Genomic DNA, 21,310 nt, shown 5'->3' on the forward strand with positions numbered 1-21,310 from the left:
ACTAAAATGAAAAAAACTTTAATATATATCATCGTTGCAGCAGTCCTAGTCGGATTGTTTGTTTACAAAATTACAAGTAACAAAAAAGAACAAGAAACTACGGTTGCGGAAGTAGCAAAACAAGTTGACAAAATCAATGTTAACGTTATTACAGCTTCTCGCTCGGACATCGATACAGACTACTCAGCTAACGGAACTTTTATTCCTAAAGCAGAAACAAATCTTTCATCAGAAATCGCTGGTCGTGTTACGAGTGTTTTGGTAAGAGAAGGTTCTAGAGTTGGCGCTGGTCAAGTGGTAGCGACCATTAAAAAAGATGCCATTGACGTTGACATGACGCAAGCTCAAAATAATCTTCAAAATGCGATTATTGACAACCAACGTTACGAAAACGCTTTCAAAACTGGTGGCGTTACTAAGCAACAAGTGGATAACTCTAGATTGCAATTAAAAAATGCGCAAGCTGCAGTTCGTGCACAAGGTGTAAGAGTTAACGATGCGACTGTACGTGCTGGTATCAGCGGAACAATCAACAAAAGAATGATTGAGCCAGGTGCTGTTGTATCTCCAGGAACGCCGATGTTCGAGATTGTTAACATCAACACTTTAAAACTTTCAGTTCTTGTTGACGAAAGTCAAGTTGGGAAAATCCAATTAGGACAAGTTGTAAAAATTAATGTTAATGTATTGCCAGACGATTCTTTCGCAGGTAAGATTACTTTTATCGCTCCGAAAGCTGACGCTTCACTTAACTTCCCTGTAGAAATTGAAGTTACAAACAATGGTTCTTTGAAGGCTGGTATGTACGCAACCGCTCTTTTCAAAACCAATCATGGTGCTGCAACTCAAAATATGTTAACAGTTCCTGCAGAAGCTTTTGTTAATGGTGTTAGCTCTGGACAGCTATTTATCGTAAACAATGGTGCTGCCAAAATGATTAAAGTAACAACTGGAAAAGTATACGGCGACAAAGTTGAAATCCTTTCTGGATTAAACGGTGGCGAACAAGTAATTACCAGTGGTCAAATTAACCTAAACGACGGTTCAAAAGTCAATATTGTAAAGTAGATATAACATGAAGTTAGCAGAAATATCGATTAAAAGACCAACCTTAGTCATTGTATTATTTACATTGCTAACGTTGGGAGGATTGCTCAGTTATTCCATGATGGGATACGAGCTTATTCCAAAGTTTGAAACCAATATGGTAACCATTTCGACGATATATCCAGGTGCTTCGCCAAGTGAGGTGGAGACTTCGGTGACACGTAAGATTGAAGATGCCGTTGGTTCCCTAGAAAACGTAAAAAAAGTAGAAGCTTCATCTTATGAAAGTCTTTCGGTTATTATGGTTCAATTGAATCCTGGTGCCGATGTAGATTTTGCATTAAATGATGCACAACGTAAAGTAAATGCCATCGCATCCGAACTTCCAACCGATGCCAAAGCACCATCGCTTAACAAATTCTCGTTAGACGATTTACCAATTATGACATTGAGTATCTCGAGTGACAAGATGAATAGCAAAGACCTTTACGATTTATTAGATAAAAAAATTGAACCCATATTTTCTCGTGTAAATGGTGTCGCGAAAGTAGACCTTGTTGGTGGACAAGAGAGAGAAATCCAAGTTAATATTGATGAGAAAAAATTGCAAGGTTATGGACTTTCTATTGGACAAGTTCAACAAGTAATTTTATCATCTAACCTAGACTTCCCTACTGGTAATGTTAAAACAAGAACAACAAAATCTACAATTAGATTAGCAGGTAAATACAAATCTGTGGAAGATATGCGAAACCTTGTCGTATCTAACAACGGCGCACAAGTTCGTTTATCAGATATTGCGACAGTTTTCGATACGACACAAGATGTTGAAAAACTAGCACGTTTCAACCAACAACCAACAATTTTGCTTCAGGTTAAAAAACAATCTGATGCTAATGCGGTTGCTGTTTCTGAGAAAATTCAGAAAACGATGCAAACTGTTGAGAAAAACTATGCTGCACAAGGTATTAAACTTAATATCGTAAATGACTCTACAGTCTTTACATTAGAAGCTGCAGACCACGTAATTTTTGACTTGTTCTTGGCGATTATATTGGTGGCAATTGTAATGTTATTATTCTTGCACAGTATCAGAAATGCCTTTATCGTAATGGTTTCCATTCCGGTATCCTTGATTGCGGCATTTATCGGAATGAATTTGATGGGATACACCCTCAACTTGATGAGTTTACTAGGACTCTCACTCGTTGTTGGTATCTTGGTGGATGACGCGATTGTGGTGCTAGAAAACATCTACCGCCACATGGAAATGGGAAAATCTAAAATCCGTGCGGCTTATGATGGTGCTTCCGAAATTGGATTTACCGTAACAGCGATTACCTTGGTAATTGTGGTAGTATTCTTGCCAATCGCGATGAGTACAGGTTTGGTAGCTAATATCTTGGCGCAATTCTGTGTCACAGTGGTTATTGCAACGATGCTATCATTATTAGCATCATTTACGATTATCCCTTGGTTATCATCAAGATTCGGAAAACTAGAGCATTTGACAGGTAAAAACTTGTTCGAAAAATTCATTCTTGGATTCGAAAAGCAATTAGAAAATTTCACACATTGGATTTCTAATATCTTGGAATGGTGTCTTAAAACAACTTTACGAAGAATCATGACAGTTATTGTAACTTTCATTATTTTGATTGCATCGTTTAGTTTAGTTGGAATGGGCTTCATTGGAGGAGAATTCTTCCCGAAAATTGATAAAGGAGAATTCCTAGTACAGATGGAATTACCAAAAGATGCTTCGGTTGAAAAAACTAACCAAGTAACATTAGAAGTAGAAAAATTCCTTAGACAATATCCAGAAGTTGTGGATATGATTACAACAGTTGGACAACAGTCTTCAGGATTTGGAGGGGCACAATCGACATCGTATCAATCAGAAGTTCAGGTTATCTTAACAGACAAGTCTAAACGTTCTGAAAGTACCGAAATTCTTTCAGCTAAAATTAAAAGACAGCTTGAAGAAAAATTCACTGGTGTAGAATTCAAAACAGCGCCAATCGGTTTAATGGGAGCAGAAAACGCACCAATCGAATTGGTAGTAACTGGACCAGATGTGGAGACAGCAACCAAAGAAGCAGAACGTATTTTAGCATTGTTAAAAAAAGTTCCGGGTTCTATTGGCGCTGAGTTATCAACAGATACAGGTAATCCCGAAATCCGTGTTAACATCGACCGCGACAAGATGGCGGCATTAGGATTAAATCTTTCTAGCGTTGGACAATCTATGCAAACAGCGTTCAACGGTAATACCGATGGTAAGTTCCGTGCTGGTGAATACGAATATGATATCAACATTAGATTTGCTGACAATAGTAGAAAATCAATTGAAGATGTTAAAAACCTAATCTTCACAAACGCACAAGGCGAACAAATTAGACTTAGTCAATTTGCAAGCGTTGAAATGAGTTCTGGGCCAAGTTTATTACAACGTCGTGACAAATCGCCGTCTGTTAAAGTACAATCAAAAGTTGTTGGTCGTCCATCAGGTGACGTTGCAAATGAGTGGGCAAAAATGTTCATGAATAATGAAAAAACAAAACCTGCAGGCGTTGACTACATTTGGGGTGGTGATATGGAAAACCAATCGGAAGGTTTCGGTACTTTGGGTATAGCTCTACTTGCCGCTATTATTTTGGTTTATTTAGTAATGGTATCACTTTATGATAGTTTTGTGTATCCATTCGTAGTATTATTCTCGATTCCACTTGCCTTAATTGGGGTAATGGTTATCTTAGCCTTAACAGGAAATTCATTGAATATCTTTACCATGTTGGGTATGATTATGTTGATTGGTCTAGTTGCGAAAAACGCAATTATGATTGTCGACTTTGCTAACATGAGAAAAGCTGCAGGTGCCAATACACACGATGCTTTGATACAAGCCAACCACGCACGTCTTCGTCCGATTTTGATGACGACTATTGCGATGATTTTTGGTATGATTCCGATTGCCTTGGCAAAAGGTGCTGGAGCCGAGATGAACAACGGTCTAGCTTGGGTAATTATCGGTGGTTTGACATCATCATTATTCCTAACCTTAATTATTGTACCAGTTGTATATTCATTATTTGACTCAGTATTGAGAAGATTCGGAAACGATAAAAAAATCGATTACGAAGCAGAAATGAAAGCCGACTACGAGCACAGAGAATTAAGCGAAGACGGCTTTACTCCAAAACATACAGATTAATTTATTAATCACTTTTTTAACCTGAGATCCCATTGGCTTTTGTCAATGGGATTTTCTTTTGGTCTTTTTTAAATATTATGGCAAGCTCAAACAATTACTAATGCTTTTAAATTTAATACTAACATAACTAGAATTTGGCCTAAGAAAATTAACGTCAGCTTGAGTGATTTTCAACGAAAATTGTATCGAAAACAAGTTGATTTTGATTTCAATCTGCTTTAATTTTAAAAGTTAAATTTAAACATGAATTAAAAATTTTCGTTCAAATACTTGAATTTTATTTTTTAATAGTTTTATCTTAGAGAAAGATTTCAAAATAACAAATGGCAAAAAACATAAAAGCAATCAAATGTCCTCAATGTGGCAGTACAAAAGCAACCGAGCTAAAACCCGATTATTATCGTTGCAATAGTTGTGGTACAGAGTTTTTCCTCGATTCGGACGACATCAACATTAATCATAATTACAACTATCCTAATAACAAACCGCAAGTAGACAGCAAAAAAGTCGGACTTATTTTTGGAGGTATGGTTATCTTATTTGTTATACTTCCCATATTTATTAATCTTTTTACAAGCTCGAAAAAAAATAGCTACGGCGCCTATTCTTCGTCTACAAAAGACAGCAAGGAAGCACAGTACAGCTGGAATAATTCTAGTGACGCATTGTTTGTTGACGCAAAAGGGGATCCTTACTTTGTGGTTGTTGGAAGTTTGTACGACGACGCTGCAGATTATCAAGAACGAGATGTAAAGAACGCTTACTTGGTACTTTATGATGGGAAAACCTCAGAGAAAAAGATGGCGAAAGATCTTGGTAGCTTCAAATTTGAAAGCTCTAGCGATGTGGAATTGCGCATCTTCGACGACAAAAATCTATATTTCATTCTTAATAAAAAGAGAATTTTTAGGTTAAACGCAAAAGATCTTTCTGTTGAGGAACTTACAGATACTTATGTAAAAAATAACAACGACATAAGTGTAGGTCTTGCAAAAGTTGAGTTTTTGTACAGCAATTATGGCTCAGGTTTTAATGTTGTTACAAACGATGGGCGCAATCTGGTATTTATGCCTTTTATCAATAAAACTTATGATAAGAATCAATCTTATAAGGCGGAAAATGCAAAGCTACCGCAACCAAACTTGGAAACGGCTTTTGCTTTCAGCTCGCCATCGACTGAATATCCGAACGAAAAATTAGAATTGGTAAAATATAAATACGAGTACCAAATGGGATATATGCGAGACAAACCACGCTTCGAGTGGCGAAAAGACTACGGTGGTTCGGGTATTTTTACAGACCGAGATCCTTACACCAAATATTTTGCTTATAAAGGTGACGGACGTTTGGTTTCGTTTATAGATTTAACACCAGGCAGAACGTACTTTTCCCCAACCTTAGTAGCTTTCTCTACGACTGAAGTTTTGATTGGCATAAAACCAACGCCTGGCGAAGACGAAAAATATCAATTGCAAATTCTAAATCCCGATAACGGAACAATTTTAAAAACAGTTGATTTGCCAACTAAATATCTAAAAGAAAATGGTTACATCTTAAAAGATGGCTATTTTTTTGAAGGTAATGATGCTTATTTTATTGATAAAAATGGAAAAATTGTAAATACAATAAAAGGAACATATGATTTAAAACTTAAAGATCTAAACTAAAAAAAATACAGATATGAGCATATTTAATATATTCAACGGACAGCTTTCCGAAGTTATCGAATGGAAAAACCAAGAAACTAATTTGCTTTGGTATAAATTCCCATCAAATAACGACGAAATAAAAAATGCTAGCAAATTGATTGTTGCAGCAGGACAAGGTTGCGTTTTGGTCTACGAAGGAAAAATAGAAAACATCTTGGAAGACGAAGGTATTTATAATTTGAAAACCGACAATCATCCATTTTTAACAACACTTTCGAGACTTCGCCAGAATTTTGAATCGGAGCACAAAGTTTATATTTACTTTTATAGAAAAGCACAGATTCTAAATCAAAATTGGGGAACATCTAATCCTATAAAATATCTGGATCCAGAATATAAAATTCCTGTCGAGCTCGGACTTAACGGAACTTTCTCGTATGCAATCCAAAATGTGACACACTTTTATCAAAATATTGTTGCCAATAAAGAGAAAATCTATGCGAGCGATTTGCAGGATGTTATCGTTAACAAAATTCCGCAAGAAATCATCAGTGTTATCGCTTCGCACAAATACAGTTTTATAGACATCGATTCGCAATTATCGAATCTTAGCACAGCTTTGTCGGAAGCAATCACAAATGATATCTCGGGATTGGGTTTACAATTGTTGGATTTTAAAATTTTAGGAACCAACTTCGATGACAAAACCGTTGAGCGAATTGGTTCAATTGCAGAAATTACCAGTCAGAATCGTGCTGCACAAGAAGCGGGATTATCTTATGTTGAATTAGAAAAGCTTCGTGCTTTGCGAGATGCCGCACGTAACGAAGGTGGCATTGCAGGAATTGGAGCGCAATTGGGCGTAGGTATGGAAATCGGAAAGCAATTCGACACCAAAAAAGAAGAGCTTGTAAAAGACACGACCGAAAATGTAAACGCTGACGATTTTGTTCAGAAACTTCAAAAGTTAAATCTTCTTTTAAAAGAGAATATTATCACTCAGGAAGAATTTGACAATCTTAAAAAACAAATCTTGTCCAATATTTAAAACCGAAAATTATGAAATACCTTATCGGAATTTTTGTAACAGCAATTGTTCTGTTTGCATCGACTTTTTTCTTACTTCGCGTTTGGGGCATCGAAATGTTATCACCAGAATACACCACCAAACTTTTGTATTCTTTAGCGATTATCGTTGTGACCGCAATTATTATTGTTGCTATTATTTTAGCTTTTTCGCATAACACAAGAGGATACGATAAAAACGGAAGCGGCATTGCACAGAAAAAACTGTAGCATGAAAAAATACTTTTTAGTTTGTTTCATTTTAACCTTGCTTTTTCCACAAGAAATAGCATCACAAAATCTTGAAAAAAAACTTGAAAATACTTATTGGCATCTTTACCTAACACAAGGCAATGCGGATACATCTTTTTTTGAACCGATAAAAGAACAACCAAAACCAAATGCAAATTATCAGTATCTGAAGTTTGAAAAAAATGGAAAGTACGTTCAACATATTCAATATGGAGAAGATTGTATTGGTGATTTGAGTGGGACTTACAAAATCGAAAAATCAAAAATAACATTTACAGTTCTTCAAAATACCATTTCAAACACTTGTAAAGAAAGACAAAATTTAGGCTTTACAACACGCTCAATTGTTCTTAAAAACAATACGCTTTATCTAACACCTCAAAAAGTTTGGTATGACCAAGCACCTCAAAAAAAAGGCGATACGATTATCCTAAACAAAGAACAAGTCGATTATTTTGACCAAGAAAAGGATGGCAGGGTTAAAGCAACTGATGCAAGTCGGATTCCGTTTGATGATGGACTTTACAAACTTGTTGATGATGGTAAAAGTAAAAAACTAGTTATTTTCAGAGCCAAAAACGGATATGTTGATGGTGAATTTATTGCTAAAACCGATTCTAAAGGCTTTCGAAATTTATATACCGAAGGCAATTTAGTTTCCGAAAAACGATATACAAATGATGTTCTTTTTTATGAAAAATCAATTCGTAATGATGTTAAAAAAGATGCCACAGGTCATTATAAAATTACGATAACACAAATAGAAACTAATAAAAGTCGTAATCGTAAAGATTCGACTATCACCGTTTATGATAACCAAAAACCTGTTGGTAAACTTCGATACGAAAACGATAAACTTATTTCTGAAATGGATTTCAAAAATGATATCTTCAAAAAATACCGTTCCAATGGCGCTCTTTCGGAAATGCAACATGACGGAACGACAATTACATATGATTATGATGGTGGAGAAGTATCGAAAGAAATCTATAAAAAAGATAGTTACGAACTTTATAGTTACGGCAAATTAACAACGAAAAAAATCTTTGATAAAGACAAAACAACGATTACAAACTTTGATTCCAAAGGAAATATCGTAAACACAGAAGTTGCTAAAAACACAGGCAGAATACCAACTGTAGAAGAAGCCGAACCCAACCGAACTTTACCTGAGCTTTCGCAAGAAAAATTCGAGTATTATAAGAAGCTAGCAAACTAATACTGCGACCAAACCCAAAACACTAATGAAAGATAATCCTTTTATAACAACATTTTTACTCATTTGTATCGAGATTGGCGTATTGTATTATCTCACGTATACCAATTCATTACTATTTAAAAAAGAAGGTGTTTTCATGGGAATATTTTTTAGCGTTCCTATCATCTCGTTGGGCATTAGTTTGATATTAGAAAACAATCGGTATCAAAAAAGCTTTAGAAGATTCAGTATATTTTTAATAATAGTTGCAACTATTGCTTTTGCAATTATAAGTTATCTAGGTGCTTTAGGACGTGCTTATCAACATTAATAATTAGGAATATGAAGACTTCAAAACTAGATTATTTCAACATATTTTTAGCGATAGCATTAGGTTTTATTTTAATACTAAATCTCATGGTTCGTTACAAAAATAAAGAGCAAGACAAACTCCTTTGGGGAGCCTATATCCTTAGTAGCAATGCTGATTCTTCAAAAGATGATGTCAATGCAATCAAAATTATTGACGCCTCCTTTTCTAACCGTTTTGACAAGTCTCAAAAAAGCCTCAATTACGATTCCAAAAAGGAAGCTGGTGAGATTGTAAACACCGTTGATAGTGTTAAAATTAAATTTTCGACCTATAATGAAGATTTACTTCCCGACTCGCTTAGTGTAAGATTCTTTTCTGGAAACGAACGTAAATTTTATCAACTTACAACAAAATTACCTTACGAAAAAATTCGAAAATTAGTCCTAAGAAATAAGCAAAATCCTGCTTTCTTCATTGAAATTCAAAATAAAGGAAAAGTTTTGCTTAAATTAAATCAGGCTAAGAATGACAATCTAAATTATGCTACAATTGCTTCCTTTAATGCCAAAGAAACGACAGGTACTATCGACGAATTGGTTAATAAAGAATCCCTTGATGGTCACTATAATGATTATGATGGTGTAACAAAAATTTCCGACTTTGGAGAACTTATAAGCAATAAATATTGGTGGATTGCTCAGATCGAAAAAGTTAATCCCGAAGATAAAATCACAAGTTTCTATGCTATTTCTCATGCTGAATATAGTATAGATGATCTTCAAGATGACAGCAAACCAGCACTTCGAAGCATTCCCAAAGAATTTTATATCGATTGGAAAAACAATCGAAAATACTCCGTTGTATACGAATTGAATTCACAAGAAGTCTTGGACGCTTTTCGAAAACTAAATCAACTTAACAGTCCTTATCCGATTATGATTAAGTTTAGGATTGATGATAATGATTTTACGCGTTGCTACATTTCTCGCGGCGATACTTCCATCGAATTAAAAGATCTATATCCGAGCAAGCCTTAGATTTAACTGTAAAAAACAAAAAACCGACTTCATTACAAAGTCGGCTTACTACAATAAACAAAACTCAAATGAGTTATTCTTTAATAACCTTAGTGGTTGTTGACGATCCGTCTTTTAGTTTAATTGTTACAAAATAGATTCCTTTATTAAGTTCACCCAAATGTAGCTCAGATGCTGCCGCTAGAGACTTAACTGTTCTTCCCAATGTATCAGTTACCAAAATTGAAGTAACATCTTTAACATCCGAAATCTTCAGAACCTCCGTGAAAGGATTTGGATATACTGCTGCAAAGCTTTTGTTTGTTTCTACAGTTGCCAAATCACTTTGTACTGTAACTGTATAATCTTCTGCTTGTCCGTAGGTTTGATCATCACAAGGATTTAGTTCTTTGCCTGTGTCTGTTGTAGATGCATTAAAATTGTATTTAATACGCATTCTTGTATCTCCCAACTTGGCTGTTGCTGGTACTTTTATATTTTTATTAATTGTAATTGTAGAACCCACACCTCCAGCAAAATCAGAAGCAGCGAAATAAGACTCACCAGCATCTAAGAAAGATCCATTTTGATTCCAATCGATATACACTGTGTAGCCAAATCGGTTAGTCCCCTCACCTGTTCCTGTGATGCTAATCGGATAGGTAGTATCTCTCTTTACAGTTGCTTTCTTATCTAAGAAAAATTCATGAGCAGATGATCCATTTACAGTTGCATTTGAGCTATTATTAATTCCTGCAAAATTCACATTAGAAATTGGATAAACGATTTCACCAATCACTGGTCCACAATATGGCAAAGCTTGGTTAGCACCTGTTGTAAAACTCGTTTCTTTACAAGTAGGCGTCATTCCCGAAGTGTTATATGAACTTACAGAAGCGTAAATCTTAGTATTTGGTGGTAATTTCGTAGTCTTACCAACATTAAAATAATTTGCAAATGTCGATTCTGACAAAAGATTATCACTACCATGTGTCGTACCTAGAGTAAGATAATACCCAATTGTCCCTTGTGTTGCTGGCCAAGAAAGAGTAGGTCTTATTGATACATTGGTTGCTCCATCTGTAGGAACATTAACCGTTGTACATGCAGGAGCATCGGTTGTATCTTGCAAGATGTAAAAGGTATCTAAAAATGCCATCACACTAACTCCTGCACCTTCGTCAGCAACAACTCTAACTCTAATTTTAAGATTATTTCCAAAGCTTGCATCTGGTGTTATAGTCCCATCCACAGCAGTACATCCGTCACCATTCGGATCCAATCTGTAAGTAGAAATATTTTTATAGGTTATTCCATTATCTGTACTGTAATCAAGCGTTGCAGTCCCATCCATCACTGTTGCACCTGTATTATCTCCAGGAAAAGTAAGTAGTGATATTGAAACATAGATGGGCAATCCATTAGAAGTAACATTTGCTGGCTTGGTATAGATTAGATCCATTGTTCTGTTCTGAGTCGAAGTACCTTTTAGCAAAGCCCCCACAGCTTTATCACCATCACAAGAATGTGGATTAATAGTATAGACATCAGGATTAATACCCCCTGTTAAAGAGTAGGCAGAGCTAATGCTTCCTTCAAAACTTTCAATTGCTACTATCTGTGCACTTGCAAAATAAGAAGCTAACGCAAAGCACGAAAGTAAAATTTTCTTCATTTTTCAATATTTAGTTAATTACGACAAAACTAAAAAAATATCCAAACAATACAAATATTTTAAATAAAATTTTCAAAATATTTACAAAATCACCAATCAAAAACCTAAAAACAATTAGATTACAATAAAATTGTTAGTTTTCAACAAAACAGTAACACATTACATACAAATAAAAATATAAACACCAACAAGACAATCAGTGTAAAAATAAAAAAGCCGACCTCTTTCGAGGTCGGCTTGTATTTAGAAACTAATTAGATTAGTCTTTAATTACTTTGTTAGCAGTTGATGTACCATCGTTCATTTTGATAGTTACAATGTAAACACCTTTCTTAAGCTCACCTAAGTGTAATTCTTCAGCAGCAGCTAATGTCTTAACTGTTCTACCAGAAAGATCAGTAACGATAACTGAATTTACATTCTTAACATCAGAGATTTTTAATACATCTTTGAATGGATTAGGATATACAGATACTTTAGACTTATTAATATCGTTAACAGCTAAGTTTCCGAAGTTTAAAGTATAGTCTTCAGCTTGTCCGTTACCCATTTCGCTACATGCAGTTGCTAAAGCTGGGTGCATTGCAGTAGAAGATCCAGACATGAAGTTATACTTAACTCTCATAGTTTTAAGACCTGGAGCAGTTCCTGGAGGTACAGTAATATTACCTGTTAATGTAACTGGGTTATCAGCAACACCTGTTTTAAGAATTTTAGTTGCCATTGTATTGAAATACTGCTCACCAGCATCATCAAAATCACCATCATTATTCCAGTCAATAAATACTGCAGTTGCCCAACCATTTGAAGGGTTACCATTTGTTACACCTTGTACTGTAATTGGCAATGTTGTAGCAGTAGCAGGAATATCAATTACTGTACTTCTGAAATCTTCGTAAGGAGAAACAGTTCCTGATTGAGAAGGCGAAGTCTTTGTTGTTCCAGAGAATGTCATTGAAGAAATCGGGAATACAGCTCCCGGTTGATTAGTTGTCAATGGACCACAAACATTAATACTAGAGTTAGTAGAGAATGTTATTTCTTGGCATCCTGTTGCAGCTCCCACTGGGTTAACAGGCGTAACTTTTGCATAATATGTTTTATTAGGCAATAATGAAACGTTAGCTGTAGTATTAGCAGCAGATACAGTAGCATTGTAAACATCTGTACCACCTGAAGTTGTACCAATAGTTACTTTGTATGACGCTGTGTTTGGCGCTGCTGTCCACTTAATAGTATTTGTTCCTGCTGGTATAGTTGATCCAGCTGTAGGCAATGTAAATGTAGTACAGTTAGGTACTGTAGTTGGCACATCTTGTACGATCTTAATATCATCTACATAGAAGTTACCTGTACCTGATGCTCTAGTCACCCATACACCAACACCATTTTCAGCGTCTGGTGCTAGCACTCCACCAGGAATAGTAGCAGAAACCGTTGTACAAGATGTCATAGCATCCGTAGTTAAATTAATTGGATCTCCAACATATGCAACATTCCATGATCCGCTATTCTGATCTTTCACCATATATGCTATACGTGCAGTACCAACAAGACCAGCAGACTTTTTGTAGCTAAAACTTAAAGTACCACCCATTCCGTTACTAATCTGTCCTGTAGTGTCCATCTGCACCATCCAACCTGTTTGTGGCGTTGTAGCAGATAAAGCTAACTGCCCACCATAACTTCCATTACAAGCAGCAGCAGCAGTAACTGTACCACCCCCAAATTGTCCATAATATCCATCTGCAGCATCTTCAAATGTTCCAGTGAAATTGTACTGAGCATTTGCTCCGATACCTAATGCCAATAGGCAAGGAAATAGAATTTTTTTCATATCAATAATAATATTTATCAGTTCAACAAAACTAAATATTTAATTTCAATCGAGCAAGTTTTATTTAAAAAGTTTTTCGATTCCACAGAAGAAATACAAATAATACTTAATATAGATAATACAGACATACATTTTCAATTGCCAAAAATTAAATATTTTTCACAAAAAAAAGCCGACTTCCTAGGAAGTCGGCTTATAATTAATATTCTAAAAAAATTATTCTTTAATAACTTTAGTAGATTTCACTTCTCCGTTAGAATATTTAATGTTCACAATGTATACACCTTTATTCAATTGTGATAAGTTAAGTTCTGTTGCTGGTTTAAGCTGTGCAACTGTTCTTCCAGAAAGATCAGAAACAATAACTGAAGTCGCATCTTTAACATCAGAAATCTTTAACACATCCTTGAATGGATTAGGATACACTGATACATTTGACTTATTGATATCGTTAACTGCCATGCTTGGATCTGTGATCATAATTGAATAATCCTCGACTTGTCCATACTGTGTATTTCCGCAAGATGGACCTTCAGCAGCATAATTCAATCTAACACGCATTCTAGTTTTACCCAATTTCGCAGATGCAGGAATTGTAATATTACCTGTTGAAGTTGCTGCATTAGTTAATGATACTTTCTCATCATTACTAAATATACCATCTTGGTTATAATCGATCCACACTGTTGTAAAGTCACCATCAAAGCCTGAAACACTAACAGAAATAGGATACGTTTGCGATCTTAAAACATTACCCGTTACAGATGTAAAATCTTCGTAACCTGCAGTTGCAGTTGACGGATTATTAATATCAGCAAATACAACTTTAGATATTTTCTCATATTGCGTACTTGTAGCTGCAGCAGCACAGTATCCAAGTGTATTATTAGTACTAAACTGAACTTCTTGGCAACCAGTAGCATCTCCATTCGAATTAGTCGGAACTACTTTCACATAATAAGTAGAATTAGGAGATGTTGGAACATATTGAGAAAGGGTAGCTCCCGTAACTGTCCCATTAAACACATCACTAGCACCTGATGTAGAACCAACCGTTACTTTGAAATTAGTCGCTTGAGCAACTGCATTCCATTTCACCTCATATTGTCCATAGTTTGCAACTGTTCCTGCTGTAGGTGCTGTTATAGTAGCACAAGATGCAGGAGGAGTCGTTACAACTTCTTGAACGATTTTGATATCGTCGCAATAGATATTACCAGAACCCGAAGTTCTTACAAAATAAGTACCAAAAGCAACTGTTTGACCAGGCATAACCGTACCTGCAGGAATTGTTCTCGTCACAGATGTACAAGTTGTAGTTGCAGCAGAAGCCAAACTAATTGCAGCGCCTACTGGATAAACTGTCCACTGATCTGTAGCCTCATTATAAACAAAATAAGCCGGATATAAACTTCCTACTGCACCTGCTGCCTTCTTATAGCTAATCGATAAATCGATTTTTTGTCCATTAGAAATTTGACCAGTAGGATCCATCTGAACCATCCAACCTGTCTGCGCATATGTTGCACTAATTGCCAACTGGCCGCCAGCTGCTCCATTACAAGCTGCTGCCGCTGTAATTGTACCCCCACCGAATTGTCCATACACTCCTGAAGATGGATCTTCAAAATCACCTAAGTAATTAAACTGCGCACTTGCACAAAATCCTAAAGCTAAAAAGCCTGATAGTAAAATTTTCTTCATAATTATTTAAATTAAGTTATCGATACAAAAATATAATTTCGTCAGTAAAAAACAAATTTTAAATACATAAAAATCAATATTTTTCTTAAAAAGATCAAATAAACACAATAACAACCGCATTTTAACATTTATTAAAAAAATATTAAGTAAAATAAAATCTTCAAACAACAATAAACATAAGTAAATATATCTAAATTACAATGTGTTATTAAAAAACTAATCTATTTCATTTTTTCTCAATTCGAAAAAAAGACATACAACAAGCAACATTAAAGATCAAAAACCTCCAACAGTCTTTAAAAAACAAAAAAAATCGTTTAATAATTAATATTAATCCCCGAGGCAAAACGATGTGGTATTCTGTTCGAATAAATAATAAAATTACATTATACAAGCTACATCAAGATTTTCAAAAGCTTTAAAGATTCTCAAAAGAACACGAAGAATCGGAATAACAACAAGTCATGACCAATGTAAACAGAATCTCGCGTTAGGGATGGAAGCGACATCCTTTGGGATTGGAGCTAGGCGGCGGAGCGTAGCGGAGCCGTCCGAGCGACAAGCCTAAAGATATAGCGGACAGCCCGACTTTTTTTGCGATGGCTAAAGTTTGGGCAAAAAAGGAACGCCCAAAAAGTTAAGGTTAATTGAAAAAAAATCAGGAAATTTGCAGCCGATGCGATACTTTATAGAATTTGCTTACGATGGCGCACCATACTTTGGTTATCAGATACAACCCAACCAAATTTCGGTACAGGAAACTTTGGAAAAAGCTTTATCAACCTTATTGCGAGAACCGATAAAAACGACTGGCGCAGGCAGAACAGACACTGGCGTACACGCCAAAAAGATATTTGCACATTTTGATTTTGAGGAAAAACTGATGGATAATCTTGTACATCGACTCAATAGTTTTTTGCCAGAAAGCATCGCTATCAAAAGAATTTTTGAAGTTGAGAATGATGCGCATGCAAGGTTTAGTGCAACTTACAGAACTTATAATTACTTAATATCAACGGAGAAAGATCCGTTTACAAAAGATTTGGCGTGGCAACTTTGGCGCAAAAAATTGGATGTTGACGCGATGAATAAGGCTTGCAAAATCCTTTTTGAATATTCTGATTTTACGAGTTTTGCGAAACTACACACGGATAACAAAACCAATATTTGTAAAATCTATCAAGCGAATTGGGAACAAAACGGAAGTTTGCTGAAATTTACGGTTTCGGCGGATCGTTTCCTTAGGAATATGGTACGAGCGATTGTCGGGACAATGATAGAAGTTGGCGATGGGAAGTTGAAACCCGAAGATATGCATCGCGTGATAACTGAGCAACATCGCAATTCGGCGGGGACATCTGCTCCTGCGCACGGATTATTTTTGGTAGATGTTGGCTATGATTTTTTAGATTAAAGAATGGAAAAAGAAAATACTTGGCAGATTGTCAAACGACTTTTTATGATTGGGATGAAGTTCCGATCATGGTTTATTTTGACCTTAATCATCTCCATTTTACTATCGTTGGTGTCGACTTATCGACCTTATCTAACGATGGAAATTGTCGATAACGACATTACACATCTTAAGGACAAAGCTTTGATGATGAAGCATATCTACATCCTAATTGGATTGGTGATAGCGGAAATGTTGCTGAATTTTTTCTTGGTTTATTTTTCGAATTTTATATCGCAGAATGTTATCAGAGATATTCGTGAGCGATTATACAATAAACTGATTTATTTCAAAACTTCTTTCTTTGACAAAACAGCTTTGGGACAGTTGGTAACGCGTGCTGTTGGCGATGTCGAAACAATAGCTGTAGTCTACACAGATGGATTTTTGATGGTTTTTGGCGACATCCTAAGACTTGTTTTTGTACTGGTTATGATGTTTAAAGTCAATGTCGAGCTAAGTTATATTTCGTTGGTGATTTTGCCTTTGATGGTTGTTATCACAAGGTTTTTCCAAAAACGATTAAAAAAAGCATTTGGTGACGAAAGAAGTTGGACAGCCATCCAAAATAGTTTTGTGCAAGAGCGACTTTCTGGAATGTCGATTATTCAGGTTTTTAATCGTCAAGAAGCGGAGTTTAAGAAATTTGATGATATTAATATTCAACTGAAATCAGCTTTGTTGAGAACGGTTTTTATCTTCTCATTGTTCTTCCCTGTTGTTGAATTAATTTCTTCCCTGTTTATTGGATTCATCCTTTTTTACGGTGGTTTTATTGAGGTTAAAGCTGGGGTAATTATCGCATTTATTCAGTTTATTAATATGCTAATTCGTCCTTTGAGACAGATTGCAGACCGCTTTAACAACATCCAACGTGGTTTGGTTGGCGCAGAGCGTGTGCTCGGCGTGATGGACGAAAACAACGCGATGCCGAATGATGGTAAAATTGTTAAACACGAATTTGCAGGACAAATTGAATTTCGAGATGTGCATTTCTCTTATGATGAAAAACAAGAGGTTCTGAAAGGCATAAGTTTTAAGGTTAATCCAGGCGAAACCGTTGCTATTGTAGGTGCAACTGGTGCTGGCAAATCCACGATTATTAGTTTGATAACGCGTTTGTACGATATTAATTCTGGTGAAATTTTACTAGACGATGTCGAAATCCGAGATTACGAATTGTACAATCTTAGAAGTCATATTGGCGTTGTGCTGCAAGATGTGTTTTTGTTCCACGGTTCTATTTTTGAAAACTTGACTTTGGGCGATGAAAGTATCACTTTGGAACAGATTAAAAAAGTAGCGCAAACCATCGAAGTAGATGATTTTATAGAAAGTTTGCCTGGCGGTTACAATTATGTGGTAAGCGAAAGAGGTTCTTCAATCTCGCTGGGACAACGACAACTTTTATCGTTTTTAAGAGCATATTTGTCCGACCCAAAGATTTTGATTTTGGACGAGGCGACTTCATCAATCGACCATGAAAGTGAGAAACTCATACAACATGCCACCGAAAAAATAACGAAAGACCGAACTTCCATCATCATTGCGCATCGCCTTTCTACCATCGAAAAAGCGGATAAAATTATCGTTATGGAAAAAGGTAAAATCGTGGAAGAGGGCAAGCACGACGAGCTATTAGCACAAAATGGTTACTACGCTTTGCTGTACAATAATCAATCGCGAGATTCGGAAAGCGCAGATGATATTGAGGAAATTTAGTTTTTCATAGAAGACGTAATTTGAATTTAGATTAAATGTAAGTTCCGTAGGAACGTACTGTTCATAGAAACATAAGATTGTTTTCGGGGAGCTCCGTAGGAGCGACCTGATCATTAAGTGTGATTAAAAGTTCGCTCCTACGGAGCTCAACTTCACGTATTTTAAATTACTATTAACAGAATGCTCCTATGGAGCTCAACGTAATTTGTTCGAAACTTTTCACTCACAAAATCCTCCGATAGAGCCTAATCAATATTCAAAAAATTTAGGATTATTTTCAATTTGAAACAAGCTCATTTACTGCAACAAATAGTAGTAATTTAAAATCTAATCTGAGTTCGGGATAAGAAAATTAACGTCAGTTTGAGTGGTTTTCGAAGAAAATTGTATCGAAAACAAGTTAATTTTCTTATCATTCAAACTTCGCGATACAAAATCTTTCAGATTTTTACTCGAAGTGGCGCCTCGTATAAATAAAAGCGCTTTATTCCGAACAGACATTAAATCTAATATACAAATCATTGTTTCGAAACCATATCCTACATACAGAACAAAAAGCGACTTCTTTCGAAATCGCTTTTTGTTTTATAAAAACTGAAGTTTATTTTTTCTTAGCTTTTAGTTCTTCTTTGTCTTTGTCAGAAGGATTCCAAACTTTAACCTCAGCATTTTTATCAATACCAGAAAGGATTTGTACACGTACACCATCACTAGCACCAAGTTTAACATAGACTTTTTTGAAACTTCCATTTGGTTGTTTAACCTCAACAAAAGACTTGTCAACATTGTTCACTTTTTCATACTGAATTAAAGACTCATCCAACAGCAAAGCATTCTTTTGACTGCTTAACAAGATTTCGCCATTTGCACTAAATCCTGCACGAATGTATTCGTTATTTTTGTTGTAAACATCACCTTCTACCGAGAATTTTATTGTTCCTGCTTCTTCTTTACCTTTTGGGGCGATAAGTGTCAATTTACCAGGGAATGATTTGTTTTGCAATGCACCGATTACAACATTCATTTCCATGCCTTCATTTAGTTTTCCTGCTTGCGCTTCATCAATTGTTCCTTTAAAAATCAACGAACCCAAATCAGCAATCGAACAAATCGTCGTTCCAGGGTTAAAAGCATTCGCTTCGATAACTTGGCTACCAATTTTCACAGGAATCTCCAAAATAGTACCGGCAGCTTTTGCGCGAATTTGCGTTGTTGCCATACCTTGCAATTCTGGCGTTGCTCCAGTTTTTACAATTTGCAATCTTTTTTGTGCAGCGTTCAGTTGTTGGCTAGCAATTTTTTGTTGCTGAACCGTCGATTCATATTGTTGTTGCGCCGTGATATATTCTTGTTTAGAAATTACCCCTTGCTTGAACAATTTATCTTGCATTGCATATTGCTTCTGTTGATTAGCGACATTGATTTCAGCGTTTTTAACCTGAATTTGAGCATTGTTAATATCTTGCATTGCAGCGTTAACATCTGATACCGTTGGGATAATTCTCAACGTCGCCAAAAGTTGTCCAGCAACAACTTTGTCACCTTCGTGCACTTCAATGTTGGTGATAATTCCTGACATATTGGGTTTAATCTCAATTTCCTCGCGCGGCACAATTTTACCAGTCGCCATCACCTTGTCATCAAGATTAGAAATCGTCGGTTTTCTTGTTAAGAAGCTTTCCTTTTCGGCAGAATTGGATTTAACAACGTAACTAATTCCCATCATCAAAGCGCCGAGAACAAACAGTCCAAGGATGATATAGAGAACTTTTTTGAAAGTGAACTTCTTTTTCATTATAGTAGTTTATTTATTTAAAATTTATTCGGTTCTTAAAGCTTCGATTGGTCGAATCTTAACAGCGCGCTGTGCGGGAATCATCCCAATTAGTAACCCCAAGACTAACATAATTCCTAGTGCAGAAAATACATTGGTGTAATCTACCGTCGGATTATAAAATGGGAATTTGTCATTGTCTTTTGTTGCTAAATTAAGTCCCATCAAAAGGAAAATTCCAAACAAAAATCCAATAAGTCCAGAAGACAAGGTGATGACAACACTTTCCACCAAAATCTGGTTACGCACTTCACTAGGTTTTGCTCCCAAAGCTCGGCGGATTCCAATTTCTTTGGTACGTTCTTTTACCGTAATTAAAAGGATATTCGAAATCGCAATAACACCTGCCAAAATGGTCAAAGTCCCAACAACGATTGTTAGAAATTGCATCCCAGTTAAAAAGCCTGTCAACTTCTTAAAAGCTTCACCAAGGTTAAAACTTCCATAAGCATTGGTATCATCAGGCGAAGCATTATACTCTTTTTTTAGTTCGTCCTTTGCAAGACTCTCGACAATTTTGACATCGGCATCAGGCTTGCTCACAATCGCAAAAAAGTCAACAACATCACCTGCATTATACATCTTGTTATACGTACTAAACGGAATATACGCTGACTGATCGCTCTCTAATGGTCCTCCAGATTTTCCAACACGGAAAACGCCGATAACCGTGAAAAACACGCCTTTAATATTAACGGATTTGCCAATTGGGTTTTCATTCTTTTTGGCGTCAAAAAAGTTTTTATAAATTTCTTCTCCGATAACCACAACATTTTTGCTACTCGTAATATCTGGATCATTAATGTATCTTCCAAAAAGTAATTTCTTTTGCGAAATCATATTACCAATAGGGAAATCTCCCGTCAACATATAAGTTGCCGATTTACCATTGCGCGAAATTTGCTCTGGCGGATTTCCAAAATTTCCACGTGCACTTTGCGGCGAAATATAATCGATTTGAGGAATTTTTGATTTTAATAAATCGATATCGCGTAAGTGAAGTTTCATAGTTCTACCCTTTGGAAAACCATCAAACGGAATACTCGTACTTTGTGCCCAAAGAAAAATTGAATTGGTTGCAAATCCCGCAAAGGCTTTATTAAAACCATTCTCCATCCCTTTTGCAGCACCCAAAAGACTTACGTACAAAAACATGCCCCAACCTACGCCAATCATGGTGAGGAATGTCCGAAGTTTATTATTACTCAACGAATAATAAATCTCCTGCCATGTATCTAAACTGAATAAAATTTTCATTCTGTGGTCGAAGCTTTTTGTTTTTTATTATTAAATTTTAAATGCGTTTTACATTTAAAATTCGCTCTTTTATC

General features: G+C 35.8%; 15 protein-coding genes. 10 read left to right on the forward strand and 5 right to left on the reverse strand.

Annotated elements, in window-relative coordinates:
* The first annotated feature begins 6 nt into the window (after window positions 1–6).
* The 8 genes from Q1V95_RS09510 (at window position 7) to Q1V95_RS09545 (ending at window position 9,775) form a co-directional block, all read left to right on the forward strand.
* Entirely contained in the window at window positions 7–1,068 is a 1,062-nt protein-coding gene (locus Q1V95_RS09510) for an efflux RND transporter periplasmic adaptor subunit (protein WP_300673111.1), read from the forward strand.
* A gap of 7 nt (window positions 1,069–1,075) precedes the next feature.
* A complete protein-coding gene (locus tag Q1V95_RS09515) occupies window positions 1,076–4,261 on the forward strand; it encodes an efflux RND transporter permease subunit (protein WP_300673113.1) in 3,186 nt (1,061 codons plus the stop codon).
* A 323-nt stretch (window positions 4,262–4,584) separates the two neighbouring features.
* Window positions 4,585–5,928 carry a hypothetical protein gene (locus Q1V95_RS09520; protein ID WP_300673115.1) on the forward strand — a complete coding sequence of 448 codons (1,344 nt, stop codon included), beginning with the start codon at window positions 4,585–4,587 and terminating at the stop codon, window positions 5,926–5,928.
* 13 nt (window positions 5,929–5,941) lie between these two features.
* Window positions 5,942–6,958, forward strand: a complete 1,017-nt coding sequence (locus Q1V95_RS09525; RefSeq protein ID WP_300673117.1) for an SPFH domain-containing protein — start codon at window positions 5,942–5,944, stop codon at window positions 6,956–6,958.
* Between the two features lie 11 nt (window positions 6,959–6,969).
* Window positions 6,970–7,206 carry a hypothetical protein gene (locus Q1V95_RS09530; protein ID WP_300673119.1) on the forward strand — a complete coding sequence of 79 codons (237 nt, stop codon included), beginning with the start codon at window positions 6,970–6,972 and terminating at the stop codon, window positions 7,204–7,206.
* A 1-nt stretch (window position 7,207) separates the two neighbouring features.
* Window positions 7,208–8,446, forward strand: coding sequence for a hypothetical protein (locus Q1V95_RS09535; protein WP_300673121.1), 1,239 nt, complete (start codon window positions 7,208–7,210; stop codon window positions 8,444–8,446).
* Window positions 8,447–8,471: 25 nt separating this feature from the next.
* On the forward strand, window positions 8,472–8,756 hold the full coding sequence (locus tag Q1V95_RS09540; RefSeq protein WP_300673123.1) for a hypothetical protein: 285 nt from the start codon (window positions 8,472–8,474) through the stop codon (window positions 8,754–8,756).
* Between the two features lie 11 nt (window positions 8,757–8,767).
* On the forward strand, window positions 8,768–9,775 hold the full coding sequence (locus tag Q1V95_RS09545; RefSeq protein ID WP_300673125.1) for a hypothetical protein: 1,008 nt from the start codon (window positions 8,768–8,770) through the stop codon (window positions 9,773–9,775).
* A gap of 73 nt (window positions 9,776–9,848) precedes the next feature.
* Here Q1V95_RS09545 and Q1V95_RS09550 read toward each other — a convergent pair whose 3' ends face one another.
* From Q1V95_RS09550 to Q1V95_RS09560, 3 genes are all read right to left on the reverse strand, one after another.
* Window positions 9,849–11,429 carry a GEVED domain-containing protein gene (locus Q1V95_RS09550; RefSeq protein WP_300673127.1) on the reverse strand — a complete coding sequence of 527 codons (1,581 nt, stop codon included), beginning with the start codon at window positions 11,427–11,429 and terminating at the stop codon, window positions 9,849–9,851.
* Between the two features lie 259 nt (window positions 11,430–11,688).
* Entirely contained in the window at window positions 11,689–13,266 is a 1,578-nt protein-coding gene (locus tag Q1V95_RS09555) for a GEVED domain-containing protein (RefSeq protein WP_300673129.1), read from the reverse strand.
* Window positions 13,267–13,482: 216 nt separating this feature from the next.
* The gene (locus Q1V95_RS09560) at window positions 13,483–14,970 is read right to left on the reverse strand and encodes a GEVED domain-containing protein (RefSeq protein WP_300673131.1); all 1,488 of its coding nucleotides are present in this window, start codon (window positions 14,968–14,970) and stop codon (window positions 13,483–13,485) included.
* A 676-nt stretch (window positions 14,971–15,646) separates the two neighbouring features.
* Between Q1V95_RS09560 and truA the strand changes: the two genes are divergently transcribed.
* A complete protein-coding gene (gene truA, locus Q1V95_RS09565) occupies window positions 15,647–16,384 on the forward strand; it encodes a tRNA pseudouridine(38-40) synthase TruA (RefSeq protein ID WP_300673133.1) in 738 nt (245 codons plus the stop codon).
* A gap of 3 nt (window positions 16,385–16,387) precedes the next feature.
* Window positions 16,388–18,145 carry an ABC transporter ATP-binding protein gene (locus Q1V95_RS09570; RefSeq protein ID WP_300673135.1) on the forward strand — a complete coding sequence of 586 codons (1,758 nt, stop codon included), beginning with the start codon at window positions 16,388–16,390 and terminating at the stop codon, window positions 18,143–18,145.
* A 601-nt stretch (window positions 18,146–18,746) separates the two neighbouring features.
* Here Q1V95_RS09570 and Q1V95_RS09575 read toward each other — a convergent pair.
* Window positions 18,747–19,940 (reverse strand): efflux RND transporter periplasmic adaptor subunit, encoded by a 1,194-nt coding sequence (locus tag Q1V95_RS09575; RefSeq protein ID WP_300673137.1) that lies wholly within the window; start codon window positions 19,938–19,940, stop codon window positions 18,747–18,749.
* A gap of 24 nt (window positions 19,941–19,964) precedes the next feature.
* A complete protein-coding gene (locus Q1V95_RS09580) occupies window positions 19,965–21,236 on the reverse strand; it encodes an ABC transporter permease (protein ID WP_300673139.1) in 1,272 nt (423 codons plus the stop codon).
* Window positions 21,237–21,310 lie beyond the last annotated feature (74 nt).

The sequence above is a fragment of the Soonwooa sp. genome (assembly GCF_030151385.1).
GTDB lineage: Bacteria > Bacteroidota > Bacteroidia > Flavobacteriales > Weeksellaceae > Soonwooa.